Source organism: Streptomyces sp. NPDC059009 (assembly GCF_042740175.1).
Taxonomy (GTDB): Bacteria; Actinomycetota; Actinomycetes; order Streptomycetales; family Streptomycetaceae; genus Streptomyces.
Genome location: NZ_JBHYJB010000009.1, coordinates 4,421 through 18,694, shown reverse-complemented (window position 1 = coordinate 18,694; position 14,274 = coordinate 4,421). Strand labels below are relative to the sequence as shown.

Here is a 14,274-nt window from a genome sequence, read left to right as displayed (position 1 = left end):
GGGTGGGGGGGCTCGTGTTTCATCCCCTCCCGCCCCGCGCCCATAGAGTGCGGTGTGTGGAGTTTATTCTTCACCAACCCCCCCCCCGGCGCCACATATCAAGCTGAGGATCAGCCCATCAGGCCGATGCTCAGCCCAGCGGGTGCATCCAGCCGTGCTTGTCCTCGGAGATGCCGCGCTGGACGTTCAGGAGCGCGTCGCGCAGCTTCATCGTGACCTCGCCGGGGCCGCCGTCGCCCTGGGTCCACTCGCCGCCGTTGGACTTGACCGTGCCGACCGGCGTGATGACCGCGGCGGTGCCGCAGGCGAAGACCTCGGTGAGCGTGCCGTTCTCGGTGTCGCGGCGCCACTGCTCGGTGGAGATGCGGCCCTCCTCGGACTCGTAGCCGAGGTCACGGGCGACGCTCAGGAGGGAGTCGCGGGTGACGCCCGCGAGGAGGGAGCCGGTGAGTTCGGGGGTGACGATCTTGTTCCCGTAGACGAAGTACAGGTTCATGCCGCCCATTTCCTCGACCCACTTGTGCTCCAGGGCGTCCAGCCAGACCACCTGGTCGCAGCCCTTCGCGGCCGCCTCGGCCTGGGCGACGAGCGAGGCCGCGTAGTTGCCGCCGGTCTTGGCGAAGCCCATGCCGCCGGGGACCGCACGGACGTAGTCCTCGGAGAGCCAGACGGAGACGGGCTTCACGCCGCCGGGGAAGTAGGCGCCGGCGGGCGAGGCGATGACGATGAAGAGGTATTCATTGGCGGGCTTCACACCGAGACCGACCTCGGTCGCGATCATGAACGGCCGCAGGTAGAGGGACTCCTCGCCACCATGCGCCGGCACCCACGCCTTGTCCTGCTGGACCAGCGCGTCACACGCCTCGATGAACGTCTCGACGGGCAGCTCCGGCATGGCGAGGCGGCGGGCCGAGGACTGGAAGCGCTTGGCGTTGGCGTCCGGGCGGAAGGTGGCGACGGAGCCGTCGGGCTGGCGGTACGCCTTCAGGCCCTCGAAGATCTCCTGCGCGTAGTGCAGGGTCGCGTTCGCCGGGTCGATGGTGAGCGGGCCGTACGGCACGAGCTGGGCGTCGTGCCAGCCGCGGCCCTCGGTCCACTTGATGGTGACCATGTGGTCGGTGAAGTGGCGCCCGAATCCCGGGTTCGCCAGCATCGCCTCGCGCTCCGCGTCGGACAGCGGGGTCGAGGAGGGCTTGAGCTCGATCGTGGGCGTCGTGGTCATGAGTGCGTGTCCTTCACCGTTGTGTGTGGCGGACCGCGCTCACGCCTCTAGTAGGACGTCCGAGCTTCCCCGCATGTCGCGGCCCCACGTTCGATTATCGCTCGCGGAGGGCCGAGGTAGGAAACGGCGTACTGCGGCCCTGGTGACGATGGTGGCACCCGAGGGCCGCACAGGAGAAGCCGCCGGGTGCTGATGCGGCCCGGCGGCTTCAGTGAACAGGTGTCTGTCGGCCGACGGGCTCAGCCCGCCACGCGTACCGCGAGGGCGTCGCCGATCTCGGTGGTGGTGCGCACCGAGTCACCGCGTTCGCCCAGGTCGGCGGAGACAGCGTCCTCGACGCGGGCGGCCTCGGTCTCGAAGCCGAGGTGGCGCAGCAGCAGCGCGACGGACAGGATGGTGGCCGTCGGGTCGGCCTTGCCCTGCCCGGCGATGTCCGGGGCCGAGCCGTGCACGGGCTCGAACATCGAGGGGAACTCGCGGCTCGGGTTGATGTTGCCGGAGGCCGCGACGCCGATGCCGCCGGAGACGGCCGCGGCGAGGTCGGTGATGATGTCGCCGAAGAGGTTGTCGGTGACGATCACGTCGAAGCGGGCCGGGTCGGTGACGAGGTAGATCGTCGCGGCGTCGACGTGGATGTACTCGGTGGTGACCTCGGGGAACTCCTTGGCCACCGTGTTGAAGATGTTGGTCCAGAGGTGACCGGCGTACGCGAGGACGTTGTTCTTGTGGACCAGCGTCAGCTTCTTGCGCGGACGGGCCTGGGCGCGGGCGAAGGCGTCACGGACCACGCGCTCCACACCGAAGGCCGTGTTCACCGAGACCTCGGTGGCGACCTCGTGCGGGGTGCCGGTGCGGATCGAGCCGCCGTTGCCGGTGTAGGGGCCCTCGGTGCCCTCGCGGACCACGACGAAGTCGATCTCCGGCTGCCCGGCGAGCGGGGTGGAGACGCCGGGGAGCAGCTTCGAGGGCCGCAGGTTGACGTGGTGGTCGAAGAGGAAGCGGAGCTTCAGCAGGAAGCCGCGCTCCAGGACGCCGGAGGGCACCGACGGGTCGCCGATGGCGCCGAGGAGGATCGCGTCATGCTGCTTGAGGGCCGCGACGTCGGCGTCGGTGAGGGTCTCACCGGTGGCGTGGTAGCGCCTGGCGCCGAAGTCGAACTCCTTGGTCTCCAGCTTCACTTCCTGGGGAAGGACGGCATTGAGGACCTTGAGTCCCTGGGCCACGACCTCCTGGCCGATGCCGTCACCGGGAATCACTGCGAGATTGATGCTGCGAGACATGACGGAAGCGTACGCCCCGTCCCATGGGATGACACTCGCCGTCCAGCATGCGGACAATCGGACGGTCGGCCATCGCGCCACCCGGGCCCTGTCGGATCCCGACAGGGTCCCCGGTTTCCTCCTGGACAGATTTTGTTCATCCCAGTGTCTGGCCGGAGTTGAAAGTTACTGGGAAGTTTTCCGGTCATGGACACCCCTGACGTCGGCATACCCGAGCAGCTCGCGCGCCGCATGAGCATGCCGGAGCAGCACGAATACCTCCGCAAGAAGTTCTCCCGCCGCAAGGTTCTGGCCAGTTCGGTCGCCACCGCGGGCGCTGTGGGCGGCGCCGGTCTCCTCGCGGGGAGCTCCGGTTCGGCGTACGGCGGGGGCTCCTCGCCGGCCGCGCCGCTCGCGTCGCCGCCCGCCCCGGTCAAGGTCGACGGCTCGCTGGTGGCGCCGTTCGGCCGCCATCTCGCCTTCGGCGCCGACCCGAAGACGCAGATGCGGATCTCCTGGCAGGTGCCCTTCGCGGTCAAGAAGCCTTACGTACGCGTGGGGTTGAAGCCCTGGGAGCTGAGCCGGAAGATCGAGGCCGAGGTGCGCGCCCTGCACACCCCGTCCCTGTCCAAGAAGCTCCCCGAGGTCGAGCAGCTCTATCTGCACGTCGCGCTCGACAACTTGAAGCCGGACACGACGTACTACTACGGCGTCGGGCACGACGGCTTCGACCCGGCCTCGCCCGAGCGGATGTCCACCGTCGGTACCTTCCGTACGGCTCCGGCCAAGCCGGAGAAGTTCGTCTTCACGGCCTTCGGCGACCAGGGCGTCAGCTATCACGCGCTCGCCAACGACCAGGTGATCCTGGGCCAGAACCCCTCCTTCCACCTGCACGCCGGGGACATCTGCTACGCGGACTCCAGCGGCCACGGCAAGGAGTCGGACACGTATGACGCGCGGGTGTGGGACCAGTTCCTGGCGCAGACCGAGAGCGTGGCCAAGTCCGTTCCGTGGATGGTGACGACGGGCAACCACGACATGGAGGCGTGGTACTCGCCCAACGGCTACGGCGGCCAGTCGGCCCGCTGGTCCCTGCCCGAGAACGGCTTCGACCCGAAGAACGCGCCGGGCGTCTACTCGTTCACCTACGGCACTGTGGGCGTGGTCGCGCTCGACGCGAACGACGTCTCGTACGAGATCCCCGCCAACAAGGGCTACACGGACGGGAAGCAGACGGCCTGGCTCGACAAGCGGCTCGGGGAGCTGCGCGCCGCCAAGGGCATCGACTTCGTCGTGGTCTTCTTCCACCACTGCATGTACTCGACGTCCACGCACGCCTCCGACGGCGGGGTGCGCGACGCCTGGCTGGACCTGTTCACCAAGCACCAGGTGGACCTGGTGATCAATGGCCACAACCACGTGTACGAGCGGACGGACGCCATCAAGGGCGGCGAGGTCGGCAAGCCCGTGCCGGTCGGCGCGTCGACCGATCCGACGCGCGACGGCATCGTGTACGTCACCGCGGGCGGCGCGGGCAAGGACCTGTACGGCTTCGGACTCGGGGTCAAGGACAGCTACGAGGGGAACGTGAACGACCGGGACTCGATCCTCACGTTCCACTGGACGAAGTCACGGCTTCCCGACCCGGACACGGTGGAGTGGTCGCGGGTGCGGTACACCGGCTTCTCGTTCCTCGCGGTCGAGGTCACGACGGGGTCGCGCCCGAAGCTGTCGGTCTCCGCGCTCTCCGAGAGCGGACAGCGCATCGACCACTTCGAGGTCGTACGGGGGAAGCGGACCCAGTGACCGGTCTCGGTGACTGAGCTCCGTGACCGGTCTCAGTGACCGGTCTCGCCGCCGTTGTCCCTGCGGTCCAGGGCGCGCTGGAGGGCAGCGGCGGCGTTCTTGCGGTCGACGTCGTTCGTACGGGAGGTGTGACGGACGCGGCGGGGGGTCACGGTCATCTCGGCCATGGGAAATCGACTCCTTCAGAAAGCACACCGGGAGTGCGGAGGGACTACGAGACGCCGGAAGGGGCGGAAGAGGGAGCCGCAGGGTTCGCCTGCTCGGGGCTCCGACTCACTGCCGCCATTCGCTTGATCAAGCGAGACGTTCGGCTTCTACAAAGCTAAGGGAGGACGGAGCGTCTGTCTCCACAATTACTCGGACTTCCTACTATCTGAGACGGGCACGGCACCTGAACGGCGGTTTCGCGCCTGAACAGGCGGTTCCGGACAGTTGCCCGGCAGTTGAACGGAGTCAGCTCCGGCCGCCGCCAGAAGCCGCCCTGAGCTCGCGGATCAGGGCCCGCACCGCGCCCGTGGCGACGAGCTCCGGCGTGGTGACGTAGCCGACCTCGCGGGTCGGGCGCTCCGCGCCGAGGTCGGTGATCTCGACCGTGGGCGGGGCGCCGGTCAGGGAGAGGGCGGGCATGATCGCCATGCCGAGGCCGCTGCTCACCATCGAGAGCACCGCGCCGTCGTCCTCGGTCCGCACGGTGGCCTTCGGGATCCAGTCCTGCCCGGTCCACCAGTCCCGGGTGTACGAGGTGCAGTTCTCCGTCCAGTCCACGAGGGGCAGCGAGCGCGGGTCGGCGTGCCCGGCGGGGTGCACCAGGGAGTACGGCTCCTCCAGGAGCACCCTGGTGATCAGGCCCGGTGGCGTCGGGGCGTTCGTCCCGATGGTGGCGATCCCCACGTCGGCCCGGCCCGCCGCGACCTCGCCCGCGGTGCCCGCGCCGACCTCGCGCACGATGCGTACCTCCGGTTCGATGCCGGGGTGGCGGGCGGTGAGGCGCTCCAGGACGGGCGGCAGCAGATGCAGGGCCGCGCTGCGGAAGGCGGCGATGCGCAGCGGGCCCGCGACGGTGCCGGTCGCGGCGGAGCGGGCGTCGACGGCGAGCGCGTCGAGGAGCCGGAGCACACGGCGGGCGTGCGCCACGGCGGTCTCGCCCGCGGAGGTCGGGCTCGCGCCCTTGCGGCCCCGCTCGAAGAGCACGGCGCCGACCTTGCGCTCGGTGCCCCGGACGGAGTGCGAGACGGCGGACTGGGTGAGGCCGAGGGCCTGGGCGGCCGCGGAGAAGCCGCGCTCGCGCTCGACGGCCACGAGGATCCGCAGCTCGTGCGGGGCGAGATCACCGGCGCCCTCGCGAGGCGAGACGCCCCGGCCACCCGTGGCGGCCGGGCGCTCCGGCGCAGCCCGGCGCCCCCGCGCGCTCGCGCCGCCCCCCTCGTGTCCGCCGCGCCCGCCACCCCCCTCAGGTGCACCGCCCCCGCCACCCTCCGCGGGCGCGCCGGCCGAGAAGCCCGACCCGCCCGGCACGGCTCGGCGCCCCCGCACGGCCCCGTCACGCACCACAGCCCCATCGCCCGCCACGGCCTCACCGCCCGCCACAGCCCCATCGCCCGCGACAGCTCGCCCACCCCTCACAGCCCCGCCCCTTCGTACGCTTCCCATCGACTCCCCCACCTGCACCTATGAGCCCTCTTCATGCATCGGCCCGTTCCATGAGCCCAACCCGGTGCCCGCGCCCCGCATTCCTCCGTACCGTCGCCGCCATGAACGACATCGCGCGCACCGTGCACCAGATCGCCCGCCCCCACGGCTTCCCCTCCCCCGGCGACTTCGCCGTCGTCGAGTCCGGCGTCCCCTCGCCCGCGCCCGGCACCGCCGTCGTGGAGAACCTCTACTGGTCCGTGGACCCGTACCACCGCGAGATGATGGACGGTGACTTCGCGCTGAACGAGCCCCTGGAGGGGCGGACCATCGGGCGGGTCGTCGCCTCGCGGACGCCCGGACTCGTCGAGGGCGCCGTCGTGTTCCACCGGCACGGCTGGCGCACCCACTCCGTCGTGCGCCCCGAGGAGGCGAGGGAGCTGCCCGACTTCCCGGGCGTGCCGCTCTCCGCGCACCTCGGCATCCTCGGAGGCACCGGGCTCACCGCCTACGTCGGGCTCACCCGCATCGCCCGGCTCCAGGAGGGCGAGGACCTGTTCGTGTCGGCCGCCGCGGGCGGGGTGGGCACGGCCACCGGGCGGCTCGCCCGGGTGCTCGGTGCGGGGCGACTCGTGGGCAGCGCGGGCACGGCGGCGAAGGCCGCGTATCTGACGGAGCACGTCGGCTACGACACCGTCTTCAACTACCGCGAGGGCCCGGTCGCCGAGCAGCTCGCGAAGGCGGCGCCGGACGGCATCGACGTGTTCGTGGACAACGTCGGCGGCGACCACCTGGGCGCGGCGATCGGCGCGCTGCGCGACTTCGGCCGGGTCGTGCGGATCGGCACCATCGGCCAGTACAACACGCCGGACGCGCCGCCCGTCCTGTTCAACCACGCCGACGTCGTGGAGAAGAGCCTGCGCATCGAGGGCTTCCACGTCCGCAACTACCGTGATCTGCAGGAGGAGTTGCACGCGTTCGTGGTGCCGCAGCTGCAGAGCGGGCGGATCGGGCTCGACGAGACCGTGGTGGACGGGTTCGGCGGGATCGTCGAGGCGTTCCTCGGCATGCTGCGCGGGCAGAACCAGGGGAAGATCATCGTCCGCGCGACCGGTGCCCCGCTCACGGCGGCCCGGAGCTAGAGCACGTCCCCGTCCCGCCAGTCGAAGAGCAACTCGTGGGCGGTGTCCAGGCGTTCACCCCGGTCCCGTACGAACGTCGTGCCCTCCTCCTCCGGCAGGGGCACGACGCCCTCCGGGCCGAGCGCGCCGATCCGGCCCGGCCACACCTGCCAGCCGCGGGACCGGTACAGGGCCGCACCCTCGTCCGACGCGGAGAGCGCGCCGAGCTCGTACGCACCGTCGAGCACCCGCTCCAGCTCCGCCATCAGCAGGCCGCCGAGCCCCTTGCGCCGCAGGTCGGCGCGGACGGCGACCGCCTCCACGTACCCGGTGCGCAGCGCGCGGCCCCGGTGCAGGACGCGGCGCTGGATCACCGAGCCGTGGGCGACGAGTTCGCCGCCCTGCTCGATCAGGGCGTGCATCCCGCCGAGGCAGTGCTCGAAGTCCTCGTCGGCGAAGTCGCCGTCGAACGCCTCGTCCAACAGGGCGCGGACGGCGTGGAGTTCGGTCCGCCCGAGGTCGGCGGTGTGCGCGGCGCGAAGGATGGTCACCGCGCCACGGTACCCACCCCCGTATCCGCCGCGCTCCCCGATTTCCGCGCAGCGCCGTCCTCTCCGTCCACGCCTCTCCCCGGCAGGGCCCTCAACCGTCCAGTACGGACAGTTGAACCCCCGCCCGCTGGGCACACTCCCAGACATGCCATCAACCGAACAGCACACTCCAGAATCCGGACAGCGGCCCTGGACGCCCATCCACGGCCACCCCTACCGCGGCGTCCCGTACCGCCCCGCCCGCATGCCCGAGGCCGAATCCCTCGCGCGCGCGGCCGAGTTGAGGGAGCGGATGGAGCAGCGCCGCACGGTGCGGCAGTTCTCCGGCGACCCCGTGCCCACGCAGGTCGTCCGCGACGCCATCGCCTGCGCGGCCACCGCGCCGTCCGGCGCGCACCAGCAGCCGTGGACCTTCGTCCTGGTCCAGGACCCGGAGATACGCCGCCGCATCCGCGAGGCCGCCGAGCACGAGGAGCAGATCTCCTACGATGGGCGCCTCGGCGAGGAGTGGCTCGCCGCGCTGCGCCCCCTCGGCACGGACGAGGTGAAGCCGCACCTCACGGACGCGCCCGCCCTGATCGTCGTGTTCCAGCAGCGCTACTGGCTGGGCGAGGACGGCACCAAGCACAAGCACTACTACGTGGACGAGTCGGTCGGCATCGCCGTCGGCATGCTCCTGTCCGCCCTGCACCTCTCGGGCCTGGCCGCGCTGATCCACACGCCGAGCCCGATGCGGTTCCTCTCCGAGGTGCTCGGCCGCCCCGAGAACGAGAAGGCGTTCGCGGTCATCCCCGTCGGCCACCCCGCCCCGGACTGCCAAGTCCCCGACCTCGTACGGAAGTCCCTGGACCAGGTCCTCGTGGAGGTCTGACACCCTCCCGAGTACCTAACCTCTAAAAGTTGATTGACTGGTTAGCCGGACGCGTGCTCTACTCATCTCAACGCAACCACCGAAGGAACTTTGAAGGGTTAGAAACATGAGCGCGCGTCAGGTCCACCACCGCACCGTCACCGTCCGCGGCCATGAGGTCTTCTACCGCGAGGCCGGCCCCGCCGACGCCCCGGTCCTGCTGCTCCTGCACGGCTTCCCCACCAGCTCGCACATGTTCCGCGACCTCCTCCCGAAGCTCGCCCACCTCCCCCAAGCTCTCGGCTCCGCTCGAGCAGGGAGGCACCCCCTCCGCGTCATCGCCCCCGACCACATCGGCTTCGGCCGCTCGGCGGCGCCCTCCGCCACCGCGTTCCGCTACACCTTCGCCGAACTCGCCGAGGTGACCGCCGAGTTCACCGAGGCGCTCGGCCTCGACCGGTTCGCGCTCTACGTCCAGGACTACGGCGCCCCGATCGGGCTGCGCCTCGCGCTCGCCCACCCGGAGCGGATCACGGCGATCGTCACGCAGAACGGCAACGCGTACGAGGAGGGGCTCGGCGCCGAGGCGTGGGCGCCGGTGCTCGCGTACATCGAGGAGCCGAATGAGAAGACGGCCGCGCCCATACGGGAGATCAGGTCCCTCGAAGGCATCAGGTGGCAGTACGAGACGGGGGTCCCGGAGCGGGACCGGAGTCTGCTCAGCCCCGACGCCTGGCATCACGACGCGGCCCTGATGGCGCGCGCGGGCCAGGACGAGATCCAGCTCGGTCTCATCGGCGACTACGGCAGCAACATCGCGCTCTACCCGGACTTCCATGCGTACTTCCGGGCGAGCCAGGTGCCGGTGCTCGCCGTGTGGGGCGCGGGTGACCAGGTGTTCGTGCCGGAGGGCGCGCTCGCGTTCCGGCGCGATCTGCCGGACGCCGAGGTGCATCTGCTGCCGACAGGCCACTTCGCCCTGGAGACGCACGCGCCGCAGATCGCCGCGCTGATCGACGACTTCCTTGCCCGGCGCGTCGGTTGAGCCCCGGGAAACGCAGACCGCCCCCGTCCTCGGTTGGGGGACCAAGGACGGGGGCGGGGTTCAGCGGTGACCGGCGTCGGTGCCGTCAGCCGATGCGCCCGGGCGTTCAGCCCATGTGCGGGTACGGGTAGTCGGTCGGCGGGACCAGCGTCTCCTTGATGGCGCGGGTCAGCGTCCAGCGCTGCAGGTTCTGCGGGGCGCCCGCCTTGTCGTTGGTGCCGGAGGCGCGGCCGCCGCCGAAGGGCTGCTGGCCGACGACGGCGCCGGTCGACTTGTCGTTGATGTAGAAGTTGCCCGCCGCGTAGCGGAGCTTCTCCATCGTGTATGCGGCCGCGGCGCGGTCGCCCGCGATGACCGAGCCCGTGAGCGCGTAGTCGGACACCGACTCCATCTGGGTCAGCATCTCCTCGTACGCGTCGTCCTCGTAGACGTGCACGGCGAGGAACGGGCCGAAGTACTCGGTCGTGAAGACCTCGTTGGCCGGGTCCGAGCACTCGACGACGGTCGGGCGCACGAAGTAGCCGACCGAGTCGTCGTAGGTGCCGCCCGCGACGATCGTGCAGGAGTCGTCCGCCTGCGCCCGGTCGATCGCGGCCTTGTTCTTGGCGAAGGACCGCTCGTCGATGACGGCGCCGATGAAGTTGGAGAGGTCGGTGACGTCGCCCATCGTGATGCCGTCGACCTCGGCCGCGAACTCCTCCTTGAAGCCGGAGTTCCAGATGGAGGCCGGGATGTAGGCACGGGAGGTCGCCGAGCACTTCTGGCCCTGGTACTCGAAGGCGCCACGGGTCAGGGCCGTCTTCAGGATCGCGCGGTCGGCGCTCGGGTGCGCGACCACGAAGTCCTTGCCGCCGGTCTCGCCGACCAGACGCGGGTACGTGCGGTACTTCGCGATGTTCTCGCCGACCGTCTTCCACAGGTGCTGGAAGGTGGGCGTCGAGCCGGTGAAGTGGATGCCCGCCAGGTCGCGGTGGTTCAGGGCGATCTCGGAGACCGCGAGGCCGTCGCCGGTCACGAGGTTGATGACGCCCTTGGGCAGGCCCGCCTCCTCCAGGAGCTGCATGAGCAGCACGGCGGCGTGGGTCTGCGTCGGGGACGGCTTCCACACCACGACGTTGCCCATGAGGGCGGGGGCGGTCGGCAGGTTGCCGGAGATCGCCGTGAAGTTGAAGGGCGTGATCGCGTAGACGAAGCCCTCGAGCGGGCGGTGGTCCAGGCGGTTCCAGACGCCGGTGGAGTTGGCCGGCGGCTGCTCGGCGAGCAGGTCGCGGGCGTACGCCACGTTGAAGCGCCAGAAGTCGACGAGCTCACAGGGGGTGTCGATCTCGGCCTGCTGCGCGGTCTTCGACTGGCCCAGCATCGTGGAGGCCGCGAGGGTCTCGCGCCACGTGGTGGAGAGCAGCTCGGCGGCGCGCAGGATGATCGCGGCGCGGTCGTCGAAGGACATGGCGCGCCAGGCCGGGGCGGCGGCCAGGGCGGCGTCGACCGCGTCCTGGGCGTCCTGCGTGGTGGCGTTCCGGCCGGTGCCGATGACCGCCTTGTGGTTGTGCGGCTGGACGACCTGGAAGGGCTCCCCGCCGCCGAGCCGCTTCACGCCGCCGATCGTCATCGGCAGCTCGATCGGGTTGTCGGCCAGCTCCTTGAGCTTGGCCTCCAGGCGGGCGCGCTCGGGCGAACCGGGGGCGTAGCCGTGCACCGGCTCGTTGATCGGCTTCGGAACCTGGGTCACAGCGTCCATGAGGTCCGTAACTCCTTCTGATCTGGAGGGGCAACAGGGTCGAAAAGAGGGGGGCTCAGCCCTTGGTGAGGATGGAGCGGGCGAAGAAGCGGAGGTTGGCGGGCTTCTCCGCCAGACGGCGCATGAAGTATCCGTACCAGTCCGTGCCGTACGCCGTGTAGACGCGCATGCGATGTCCCTCGGCGGCGAGCCGAAGTTGTTCGTCCGTACGGATGCCGTACAGCATCTGGAACTCGTACTCGTCCAGTTTGCGCCCGGCGCGGCGGGCCAGCTCCTGGCCGATGGCGATCAGGCGGGGGTCGTGGGACCCGATCATCGGGTACCCCTCGCCCTCCATCAAGATGCGCAGGATGCGGACGTACGCCTTGTCGATCTCGGTCTTGTCCTGGTACGCGACCGAGGCGGGCTCCTTGTAGGCGCCCTTCACGATGCGGACGCGGGAGCCGTTCGCGGCGAGGCGGCGGGCGTCGTCCTCGGTGCGGAACAGGTACGCCTGGATGACGCAGCCGGTCTGCGGGAAGTCCTGCCGCAGCTCCTCGTGGATGGCGAACATCGAGTCGAGGGTGGTGTGGTCCTCGGCGTCCAGGGTGACGGTGGTGCCGATGGCGGCGGCGGCCTCGACGACCGGCCGGACGTTGGCGAGGGCGAGCTCGTGGCCACCGTCCAGCGCCTGGCCGAACATCGACAGCTTCACCGACATCTCGGCCTTCTCACCGAGGCCGAGGTCCTTGAGGTGCGCGATCAGGCCGAGATAGGCGTCGCGGGCGGCGGTGGCCTGCTCCGCAGTGGTGATGTCCTCGCCCACCACGTCGAGGGTGACCTCGAGGCCCTGGTCGGCGGCGTCCAGGACGATCTGGACGACCTGCTCGACGCTCTCACCCGCGATGAACCGGTCGACCACCTGCTTGGTGCCGGGGGCCGCCGAGACGAAACGGCGCATCTTGTCGCTGCGCGACGCGGCAAGGATCACGGGACCCAGCACGGGGCACCTCCACGGGGAGTATGGACAGGGGGAGAACCACCGTGAAATTTAGGGATCACCCACGATCGTGGGCCATGGACAGCTGTCACGCATCCGTGCGCTGGATCTCAGACACATGTCTGAAGACACGGAGGAACTAGTCCAGAATGGACGCTGTGAAGGGCGATTACCAGGAACTGGTGGATGAGATCTCGGCGCTGCTCGGCGCCCCGGCGACCCTGGAGAACCGGGACTTCGAGCTGATCGCCTTCGGCGCCCAGGACAGCGACGCGGGCGACGGCTCCGACTTCGACGCGACGGCGCTCGACCCGGTCAGGACCCGCTCGATCCTCACGCGCCGCTCCACGGCGGAGGTCCGCGCCTGGTTCGAGGGCTTCGGCATCGCGCGCGCCAGGGGCCCGGTGCGCATCCCGCCCACCCCGGAGGCGGGCGTCTACCGCGGCCGGATCTGCCTCCCGGTGAACCACCGCGGCTTCGCGCTCGGCTACGTCTGGCTCCTGGACGGTGAACCGGGGCCCACGGACGAGCAGTTGAACGCCGCGATGGAGGTGGCCGTCCGGATCGGCGCGCTGCTCGCCGACGAGGCGCAGGCGGGCGCCGATCTGACCCGCGAGTTCCGGGCGGCCCTGACGGCGGAGCGCGGCTGGCAGCGGGACATGGCGGTGGCCGAGCTGCGCACCGCGCTCGGCCCGCGCGCCGACGGCCTGCACGCCGTGGTGTGTGTGGCCCCGTGGCCCTCGGCGGACCCGGAGGAGGCGCCTTCGGTGCGCAATGTGCCGGGCGCCGCGGCGCTGTGCACGGTGCCGTGGGGGACGACCGGGCAGTGCCTCGGCGCCCTGGTGCGGCTGCGCTCGGCGGACTCCCTGGCGCCCGCGCTGTCGGCGGGGGCGCGGCTGCTCGACGCGGCGGCGGGCGGGGCGCGCGCGGCAAGCGGCTCCGGTGCGTCCGGCGGCTCTCCCTCGTCCGGAAGCTCCGCCGCGGCCGGCGGTTCCGGTAGGCCGGGTGGGCCCGGCGGCGCGCTCGCTGCGGGCGTCGCGGCGGCGCGGGCCGGGCTCGACGAGCTCGGAGCCGCCTGGGGCGAGGCGACGGCGGCGGCGCGCGCGGCGCTCGCGGAGCCACGGCTCCGGCCGGTCGCGCAGTGGGCGGACATCGGCCCGTACCGCCTGCTGACGGCGCTGCCCGCCGAGGCCGCGCACGACCCGGTGGCCCAGCTGCTCCTCTCCCCCGGCGGCCGCGAACTCGCCCGCACCGCCGAGGTGTTCCTCGACTGTGCGGGCCAGGCGGGGCGCACGGCGGCCGAGTTGGGCATCCACCGCCAGACCCTCTACTACCGCCTCTCACGCGTGGAGCAGCTCACCGGCCTGGACCTGGACGAGGGCGAGGACCGGCTGCTGCTGCACATGGTGTTGAAGGCGTCACGGCTGTAAGGGATCCGCAACAGGCCGCCTCCGCCGACGAGTTCCACGATCTTGTCAGGCTACTGTCACTCCCGATCAGTTCACGCCACACCTACGGGAGGACGAACACCCCATGAGACTCCGCTTGCTGGGCCCAGCAGTCGCCGCCGCCGCGCTCGTCGGCACCACGCTCACCGCGGGCGTCGCCTCGGCCGATGCGCCCGCCTCGCCGGTGGCCAAGGCCGCGAAACCCAGCTGCAACGACCACTTCATCAACGTTCCCGCCAAGCAGAGCGTGAAGATCCGCAAGAGCCCGAAGGTCGGCAGCACCGCGCTGGGCCTGTGGCCCAAGGGCAAGAAGGGCGACATCTGCAACCCCTTCAAGCCGACCAAGGGCCAGAAGTACAACCTGTGCGGCAAGAAGAGCGACAAGTGGTACTACGGCGGCCCCTACGGCAAGGGCAGGCCCGCGGGGTGGGTGCCCGCGGCGTGCCTCAATGCCTGACCCTGAGCCGACCTGGCCTGACCTGACCTGACCTGACGTGCTGCACGGCCCCGGTGGTGGGGGGGGGGGGGGGGGGGCCCCCCCCCCCCCCCCCCCCGGGGGGGGGGGGCCCCCCCCCCGCCCCCCCCCCCCCCCCCCCCCCCGGCCGGAGGCGGCGGTGGGGGGCGCC

13 protein-coding genes are annotated in these 14,274 nt (G+C 71.0%); 6 read left to right on the top strand and 7 right to left on the bottom strand.

Annotated features, from left to right (window positions below):
* Positions 1–130: 130 nt before the first annotated feature.
* Together ACFWYM_RS10910 and ACFWYM_RS10905 are read right to left on the bottom strand one after the other, a co-directional pair.
* Positions 131–1,222 (bottom strand): branched-chain amino acid aminotransferase, encoded by a 1,092-nt coding sequence (locus tag ACFWYM_RS10910; RefSeq protein ID WP_384833402.1) that lies wholly within the window; start codon positions 1,220–1,222, stop codon positions 131–133.
* A gap of 239 nt (positions 1,223–1,461) precedes the next feature.
* A complete protein-coding gene (locus ACFWYM_RS10905; protein WP_384833399.1) occupies positions 1,462–2,502 on the bottom strand; it encodes a 3-isopropylmalate dehydrogenase in 1,041 nt (346 codons plus the stop codon).
* Between the two features lie 186 nt (positions 2,503–2,688).
* Between ACFWYM_RS10905 and ACFWYM_RS10900 the strand changes: the two genes are divergently transcribed.
* A complete protein-coding gene (locus tag ACFWYM_RS10900; protein WP_384833396.1) occupies positions 2,689–4,287 on the top strand; it encodes a purple acid phosphatase family protein in 1,599 nt (532 codons plus the stop codon).
* Between the two features lie 32 nt (positions 4,288–4,319).
* Here ACFWYM_RS10900 and ACFWYM_RS10895 read toward each other — a convergent pair whose 3' ends face one another.
* Positions 4,320–4,454, bottom strand: coding sequence for a hypothetical protein (locus ACFWYM_RS10895; RefSeq protein ID WP_384833393.1), 135 nt, complete (start codon positions 4,452–4,454; stop codon positions 4,320–4,322).
* A 286-nt stretch (positions 4,455–4,740) separates the two neighbouring features.
* The gene (locus ACFWYM_RS10890) at positions 4,741–5,598 is read right to left on the bottom strand and encodes a LysR family transcriptional regulator (RefSeq protein WP_384833897.1); all 858 of its coding nucleotides are present in this window, start codon (positions 5,596–5,598) and stop codon (positions 4,741–4,743) included.
* 440 nt (positions 5,599–6,038) lie between these two features.
* On the opposite strand from ACFWYM_RS10890, the gene ACFWYM_RS10885 reads away from it, so the two are divergent.
* Positions 6,039–7,058 (top strand): NADP-dependent oxidoreductase, encoded by a 1,020-nt coding sequence (locus ACFWYM_RS10885; RefSeq protein WP_384833391.1) that lies wholly within the window; start codon positions 6,039–6,041, stop codon positions 7,056–7,058.
* Here the strand turns inward: ACFWYM_RS10885 and ACFWYM_RS10880 are convergent.
* Positions 7,055–7,630 (bottom strand): GNAT family N-acetyltransferase, encoded by a 576-nt coding sequence (locus ACFWYM_RS10880; RefSeq protein ID WP_384833894.1) that lies wholly within the window; start codon positions 7,628–7,630, stop codon positions 7,055–7,057. The two genes, ACFWYM_RS10885 and ACFWYM_RS10880, sit on opposite strands and share 4 nt — an antisense overlap.
* Before the next feature lie 103 nt (positions 7,631–7,733).
* Here ACFWYM_RS10880 and ACFWYM_RS10875 point away from each other — a divergent pair, with 103 nt between their 5' ends.
* The gene (locus ACFWYM_RS10875; RefSeq protein ID WP_384833389.1) at positions 7,734–8,459 is read left to right on the top strand and encodes a nitroreductase family protein; all 726 of its coding nucleotides are present in this window, start codon (positions 7,734–7,736) and stop codon (positions 8,457–8,459) included.
* Between the two features lie 106 nt (positions 8,460–8,565).
* On the top strand, positions 8,566–9,483 hold the full coding sequence (locus ACFWYM_RS10870) for an alpha/beta fold hydrolase (RefSeq protein WP_384833386.1): 918 nt from the start codon (positions 8,566–8,568) through the stop codon (positions 9,481–9,483).
* Between the two features lie 106 nt (positions 9,484–9,589).
* Here ACFWYM_RS10870 and pruA read toward each other — a convergent pair whose 3' ends face one another.
* On the bottom strand, positions 9,590–11,221 hold the full coding sequence (gene pruA, locus ACFWYM_RS10865) for an L-glutamate gamma-semialdehyde dehydrogenase (protein ID WP_384833384.1): 1,632 nt from the start codon (positions 11,219–11,221) through the stop codon (positions 9,590–9,592).
* Between the two features lie 55 nt (positions 11,222–11,276).
* Entirely contained in the window at positions 11,277–12,203 is a 927-nt protein-coding gene (locus tag ACFWYM_RS10860; RefSeq protein WP_384833381.1) for a proline dehydrogenase family protein, read from the bottom strand.
* A gap of 146 nt (positions 12,204–12,349) precedes the next feature.
* On the opposite strand from ACFWYM_RS10860, the gene ACFWYM_RS10855 reads away from it, so the two are divergent.
* Together ACFWYM_RS10855 and ACFWYM_RS10850 are read left to right on the top strand one after the other, a co-directional pair.
* Positions 12,350–13,630 (top strand): PucR family transcriptional regulator, encoded by a 1,281-nt coding sequence (locus ACFWYM_RS10855; RefSeq protein WP_384833378.1) that lies wholly within the window; start codon positions 12,350–12,352, stop codon positions 13,628–13,630.
* Positions 13,631–13,733: 103 nt separating this feature from the next.
* The gene (locus ACFWYM_RS10850; protein ID WP_384833375.1) at positions 13,734–14,105 is read left to right on the top strand and encodes a hypothetical protein; all 372 of its coding nucleotides are present in this window, start codon (positions 13,734–13,736) and stop codon (positions 14,103–14,105) included.
* Positions 14,106–14,274 lie beyond the last annotated feature (169 nt).